Annotated in this window: 9 protein-coding genes; 2 read left to right on the top strand and 7 right to left on the bottom strand. The window is 45.8% G+C overall.

All coding sequences use genetic code 11. The features are described 5' to 3' along the window. The 3 genes from WBA89_RS26720 to WBA89_RS26710 all read right to left on the bottom strand — a co-directional run. Window positions 1-324: DUF924 family protein (locus WBA89_RS26720; protein ID WP_424410679.1), on the bottom strand; the 324-nt coding region annotated here is incomplete at its 3' end. Between the two features lie 142 nt (window positions 325-466). Then, window positions 467-823, bottom strand: coding sequence for a peptidoglycan-binding domain-containing protein (locus WBA89_RS26715; protein ID WP_424410678.1), 357 nt, complete (start codon window positions 821-823; stop codon window positions 467-469). 318 nt (window positions 824-1,141) lie between these two features. After that, window positions 1,142-1,783, bottom strand: coding sequence for a hypothetical protein (locus tag WBA89_RS26710; RefSeq protein ID WP_424410677.1), 642 nt, complete (start codon window positions 1,781-1,783; stop codon window positions 1,142-1,144). Between the two features lie 176 nt (window positions 1,784-1,959). Between WBA89_RS26710 and WBA89_RS26705 the strand changes: the two genes are divergently transcribed. Next, window positions 1,960-2,319 carry a DUF4189 domain-containing protein gene (locus tag WBA89_RS26705; protein WP_424410676.1) on the top strand — a complete coding sequence of 120 codons (360 nt, stop codon included), beginning with the start codon at window positions 1,960-1,962 and terminating at the stop codon, window positions 2,317-2,319. Window positions 2,320-2,501: 182 nt separating this feature from the next. Here WBA89_RS26705 and WBA89_RS26700 read toward each other — a convergent pair whose 3' ends face one another. Beyond that, window positions 2,502-2,843, bottom strand: coding sequence for a hypothetical protein (locus WBA89_RS26700; RefSeq protein ID WP_424410675.1), 342 nt, complete (start codon window positions 2,841-2,843; stop codon window positions 2,502-2,504). Between the two features lie 442 nt (window positions 2,844-3,285). On the opposite strand from WBA89_RS26700, the gene WBA89_RS26695 reads away from it, so the two are divergent. Then, window positions 3,286-3,597 carry a DUF433 domain-containing protein gene (locus WBA89_RS26695; protein WP_424410674.1) on the top strand — a complete coding sequence of 104 codons (312 nt, stop codon included), beginning with the start codon at window positions 3,286-3,288 and terminating at the stop codon, window positions 3,595-3,597. Window positions 3,598-3,694: 97 nt separating this feature from the next. Here WBA89_RS26695 and WBA89_RS26690 read toward each other — a convergent pair whose 3' ends face one another. The 3 genes from WBA89_RS26690 to WBA89_RS26680 form a co-directional block, all read right to left on the bottom strand. Beyond that, on the bottom strand, window positions 3,695-3,964 hold the full coding sequence (locus WBA89_RS26690; RefSeq protein ID WP_424410673.1) for a hypothetical protein: 270 nt from the start codon (window positions 3,962-3,964) through the stop codon (window positions 3,695-3,697). 282 nt (window positions 3,965-4,246) lie between these two features. Continuing rightward, entirely contained in the window at window positions 4,247-5,209 is a 963-nt protein-coding gene (locus WBA89_RS26685; RefSeq protein ID WP_424410672.1) for a GNAT family N-acetyltransferase, read from the bottom strand. A gap of 366 nt (window positions 5,210-5,575) precedes the next feature. Beyond that, a partial coding sequence (locus WBA89_RS26680; protein WP_424410671.1) for a transposase occupies window positions 5,576-5,793 on the bottom strand: 218 nt, incomplete at its 5' end.

Below are 5,793 nucleotides of genomic sequence, written 5' to 3'. Positions count from 1 at the left end.
TACTTGCAGCAATTCGCGATCGAAGTTATTGTTAACAGCGTGTTGGGCGGCGGCTAAGGCTTTGCTGTCTGTGGCGAAGGCTTTCGGCGTTTCCCGAAACATATTGCGGGGAAACTGATCGAGGAGTAAAATTAATGCTAGGCAGTTTTCCGGGGAATCTTGCCAGGAGTCTAGTTTGCCGGAGGCGGCTAGTTCGTATTGCGACAGAAATCCCGATCGCACTTGGGCATCAAAATCCGTATTTTTTTCAAACCATTTCTTGTGGACTTTGCCAAATTCAGGAGAGTTCGATCGACCAAACCAAAAATCTAAAATTTCATTCATTAGCAATCTGGTGTTCGATAGATTTTTGAGGGACTTTGTGTGTTTGCAGTTGCACAAAATAGGTTGTCTGCACAACTACAAACCGCAGCAATTCACGATCGAAAATGATGAATTAGGAACTTTTGTTGTGCGGTACTTAAAGTTAAGAACTAGCAAACAATCTGTCCCAAGTTTTGCCTCCCACAATTCCGTCTACAGGAAGGTTGGCTTGTCGCTGAAATCTCTTAACTCCATCTAGGGTTGTCGGGCCGAATACGCCATCAAGTGCGATCGGTTCTGGGCACACACCCTGCGCGTTCAACAATTTTTGCAATTTCCTGACATCTTCCCCTCTCGATCCGTGTTTCAAAACCCTTTTATGGAATCTAACTTGTGGTTCGTGGCAATCATTAGTGGGGCAAACAGTGCCGCCCGCTGAATAACTGGCTGCATTTGCGCCAGTCAAAACTAATAAGCCGAGAACTGCTAGTAAATAATAAAAAGTCTGCGATCCAACCATACTTTCCCTGTTAATTTTCTCAAGCGTTTTTTGCAACTTTTACCCGCCATCAACGGGTATCGTGCCGCCGACTCAAATCGTGGACGATCCCCAAATTTTAGACTAAGAGTTCAACTTCCAGTGATTCACGGCGCTGCAAGTCAATCTAAAATCTAAAATCTAAAATCGACTGACGATTGTTTGAGATTGAGAAACCGGGTTTCTGGGATGGAGGTATCCAATCTCGCTAGACCGGGTTTCTGGCAACAATCAACCGACATTCTACAATATAAGTGGCTGTACTGCAAAATCTCCGATCGTGCAAGTTAAATTTTGTTGCTATCGGGTAGCAGCAAAGGTAACAATTACTTTGCAGGCGACTGCAACTGTCAGCATTACCAAGTTTCTCGCCAGGGGGTAATCGCAAACGCGATCGTTTGCTGCCGAAGGAACCCGATAGTGTTGGTTCCACATTATTTCGGAGTAATCGGCAGATAATCCGACGTGCAAGCAGGGAATGGAGACTGTGGTACAGTAATCTTTGACTGCTTGCCGCCCGACGCTGTTATCAAAAGTATCGATCGCCAGGGCGCTGTTGGCAAGCAGCCGATCGGCATGAACGGGGACGGGTTTAGCAGCACCAGTGCGCTGTTTAGCATCAGATTCATTAACAGGATAAGCCAGCCAAGTTTGCCCTTGCAGTACGCAAGCCAAATGCAAGCGAATCGGCATGAGTAGTTGCAAATACTCTGCCACCTGCGGCAAAATAGGCTGCTCAATTACAGCAGCAGCGTTCTCATTTACAGGCTCAAAAATAGCCCATCCTTCAAAGTTTTGCGGCTGCGGTTGAAACAGATAAGTCATGCCACCTATCCTTGTCCGCACCCTTTCCCCCCGAACGCAGGGGGCAAGAAATTGGGTATCGAGCAGTTGCCCTTCTCCGGCGGCGAGTTGGCTGATGATTTGGCGGATATCTGCCACTAAATTGACCTCCGCAACCTTTACATGAACTGCTGTAAAATTAATTGAATATTAATTTTTATAAAAACTCTTGACATCAAGAAAAATCCTAATATAACATTGAGCAATCGTCAAGATAAATCTTGTAAAGCTCTGAATCGAATATGTTGCAAAATCTCTTTTTTAAGTTGGTTGGAGTGACAGTTTTGACAGTTTCAATCTTGGGCTATGCCCCAGTTGTTCGAGCTGAAAATACTCATGGAGCTACTGCTTATTCTCCGACTTCTGACGCTACGGGTATTAGTTGGGATCATCTTACAGAGAAAGAAGCGCTAGACGCAGCAGTCGCCGCCTGCAACGAGCAAAGTGACGGGGCTAACGACTGCGAACCGCTGACATCTAATACGAATAACTGTGGAGCGATCGCAGTAGGTAAAGGAGGAGCGGGCGCGGGTTGGGGCGATGATAAATCAGCAGCAGAAGCTCAAGCTTTGGCTGGTTGCAGCGAACTAGACGGCGGCAACTGCAAAGTGCAGCTTTCGGCTTGCAACAAGTAATTGAACTGATAAAAATCGGTCGGAGGGGTGCACATTTCCGATCGCAAAACAGCTTAGAAAATATCTATATTATATCCGGTCAGTTATGCGACAAAAAAGGCTTGTAGTGAGGAATTTAGTCCTGATAATCCGCTAAATTTCTCACTACAAACCACTGGGTGCGCCACCAGCACCTTACCAAATTAATCACTTATTTCGGAAGTAACTGGATCGGGTGGCAGCAAACTTTCTAATCTATCTTTTGACCAGTATTCAGTAGGATAGGCCAGTCCAATAATATCAGAGAGTCGAATCAGCCACGTAACTTGTCCGTAGGCATCAGTATTTTCTCCCTGTTCGTTTGGTGGAACAATTACCAAAAGTTCGATAAATCCTCCAAACAAATTAATCGGAATGCCGCCGAAGCTACTATTATTTGTTTTAATCCAAACTTTACTGCCTCGATCGAGAGCTTCTTGCAGTCGCTGGAAGAGCAAACTGGATTTTTTGACCAGGGATTTTTGGGTTTTTGACTTTTTTCCCATAGTTTTAAGAAGTTAAAGTAGTTGTACTGTCGGTTGCACGGTGGCTTGAGGTTAACGCGCGATCGTCTGCTGCAAGCTTCGCTAACGCGATTTGGTATTTCAACGAACAAAAAAAGGTGGTGAAGCGGGCTTATCCCCTAGGGAATCGCCTTGTCAGCACCCTATCAGTGTAGTCTACAAGAAAGTGCTGCAGTGCGATCGTAACAACAATTTAATCGCCCAATCGGGAAATGACACCAGTTTACAAAAAATGTAAGTTTAGCAAAGCTTCAAACCCTTAACTCATAAGTGATTGCCAATTATTCAATTATTTAATATAAAATCTAAAATCCTCCGGTATTCGGTGGGAGTGTTACAGCATCAGTTAGGGATACCCGTATTTATACTGTGCCCAAATTGCAGTATAATCGGCGAAATCTTCCCAAATCGTTTAAGTAAAAAAATGGACTGGCGAAAGCTCATTCATCCCAACCGGAAAACTTCCACAAGTCCACCAGCAGCGCGAGAAACTCGATTGTCTGTAGAATTCTTGTTAGGGCTGTTTGCGGCGGGATGGACGGAACAACAGGTGTTAGAAAAATATCCCGCACTCACTTCGTCTCAGTTGCGGGAGGCTTTGGCGGCTGCTGATTCAATGTTAGTTTCATCCATCGCCAATCCAGAGTTACTAGAAATTATTGAGCAAACTAAAGAAGAATTGAAAAACGGGAGAAAGTTATCGCTTGAGAATATTGAGGGAGATGCTTGGAAGTAATCTTAAGTATGGTTAGATTGGAATTATACAGTAGTGCGATCGTCCTCGATCGCGATTATTTATCGCCAGCGGGGACGATCGCACTGCACTCAAAAAATTACCATTCTGTTTCTGCCAAATGTCGGTGATGTTGACGCATTCCCTCTAGCATAACTTGTTCTGACACTACATTCAGAATTACGCCCGAACTGCGGCAGTAATTGGTATCGGCATCAACAAAATAAGGTGCAGAATTTTCGCCTTCATCTGTTACCATAATCAACTGCTCGACAACCGGCTTCTTAAGTCGCATTGCTTCCACCGATCGCGCAACCGCAGCTAGTGCGGCAGCCTGCGTTAATAGAACTCTTGCAAAAATCCAAAGCACCCCACCCCAACCCTCCCCTCCCGCGGGGAGGGAGCAAGATTATTCTTGTTTCTCCCCTTAATAAGGGGGGACTTGCGGAGGGTAAATTTGACTTTTGCAAGAGGTCTAATGTGCTTGAATGCGTGTTCCCAATCAATCAATTCGCTGCCGTTTGCTTGGACTTGGTACGGCATCGTGTCAAAGGCTCAGACGAACAGTACAGCTTCGCAAATGCCCGAAATCTTAGCAGCGAGACGCTTGGAAACCCGGTTTCTTAAAGCCTGCGCGTAAGTCTCAAATCGCTCAAACATCCTTTACATAAAAAACGCTATCGCGAATTTTGTGGAAGCCGGCTGACTCGTAAAGCCGCAATGCACCTGAAGGGTTTGCAGCATCTACGCCGATAATTGCAGTCTCGACACCGGCAGCTTTTAGTCGATGCAAACCAGCCAGCAACATAGCCCGTCCCAATCCAATTTTGCGGAAACCTCGCCTTGTACCGAGAACAGTAATCCAGCCTTCATTTCGTCCCGTGCGATCGCACTCTTCCGGGCTAATTTCGCAATAACAGAAAGCTGCAAAAGTCCCGTCAGCAGCAACTGCAATCAAGTCTAAATCCTTTCTGTAACTGGGTTTGGCTAAATCGTATTTGAATTTTTCGACTGTTAAATCGCGGTGGTTCCAGTGATCGATAAACGATTGGTTGAACATTTCTACCCATGCTTCCGAATCCTGCGCGCCGGGGAATAGACGCAGCACAAAACCTTCTGGGAATTGGGGTTGTGCGATCGGTTCCGAGAGCGATCGCGCCATGCGGCAAAAATGTCGATCGACTCGAAAACCGCAACTTTCCAGCACAGAAATGCGATCGGCATCCTGTGCCCTAGCCCACGATCGCAGCTTCACAGGCGCGCCCCGCTCTTTTACAACTTCGCGCATCCGCGTTTCGCCCCAAGCGACGGCTACCGCTTCCACATCCCCCGATCGGGCGTCGGGGTGGACGCGAAACGACAGCAAACCCTGGATCGGCTCTCCAGTTTCCGAAATCGATAACTCGGCGAAACAGATTAATTTGTTTTCGGCATCTTCCCAAAGGCGGATATCGCGCGCTAAATCTCGGCACGGTTGGTTGATTTTTTGTTGCAATTCCGAGATGGAAGTGCCTTGATCGAGCCGATCGACTGCTTCGCAAGTATCGATCAAATCGACGATCGCACTTAAATCGCGATCGCCTCCATAGCAGCGCGCCGATAGATTTGCTATCATAGCCAATCACCATTTCCTGTTGTTATTTAATTTAAAAATAGCTTGGGCGATCGCGCGATCGGGTCGATCGACATTAAAAATCCCAAAACGCAAAAACTCACAGTAATCCAACCCCTACAGCAGTTGATTGCACTCGTGAGTTTCGATCGATTCAGGTTAAGGATTTGGGATGGGAGTAGAAAAACTTGAACTAGCGTATTGCTTTGAATCTACCATTTTGCGTCGTTCCAGCCCTTCTTTTGACTCGCGCTGAAAGTCCTGTTTTGCATTTGAGCGAAAACTAATACCACTTCTCCAAAATCATGCTACAGTAGCTGGGGCCGATAGAATATAATCCCATCCCGCAATTGATGCGATTGTTTCACTTCAAAATTCTTCAAGAAAACTGCGAACTTTTTCTTTAATTTCATCTAAGTTGTCAAACAGTCCCCAACTCAATTCTTGTTTTATATATTGCCATACTCTTTCGCTCGGATTCAATTCGGGACTGTACGGTGGTTGAAAAATCAGTAAAATATTATCGGGGATTTTGAGCGGGCTACTCTGATGAAACTTACCATTATCCAGTTGCACAACATTTAAAT

Source organism: Microcoleus sp. (assembly GCF_049646505.1).
In the GTDB taxonomy this organism is placed as follows: domain Bacteria; phylum Cyanobacteriota; class Cyanobacteriia; order Cyanobacteriales; family Microcoleaceae; genus Microcoleus.
Note: the sequence above shows the minus strand (reverse complement) of the source record. Positions and strands in the feature narration are given on the sequence as shown.

What these genes read in the sequence shown, in the direction of transcription:
- WBA89_RS26715 (WP_424410678.1), bottom strand. Translation starts at nt 823, where the DNA reads ATGGTTGGATCGCAGACTTTTTATTATTTACTAGCAGTTCTCGGCTTA.
- WBA89_RS26700 (WP_424410675.1), bottom strand. Translation starts at nt 2,843, where the DNA reads ATGGGAAAAAAGTCAAAAACCCAAAAATCCCTGGTCAAAAAATCCAGT.
- WBA89_RS26695 (WP_424410674.1), top strand. Translation starts at nt 3,286, where the DNA reads ATGGACTGGCGAAAGCTCATTCATCCCAACCGGAAAACTTCCACAAGT.
- WBA89_RS26685 (WP_424410672.1), bottom strand. Translation starts at nt 5,209, where the DNA reads ATGATAGCAAATCTATCGGCGCGCTGCTATGGAGGCGATCGCGATTTA.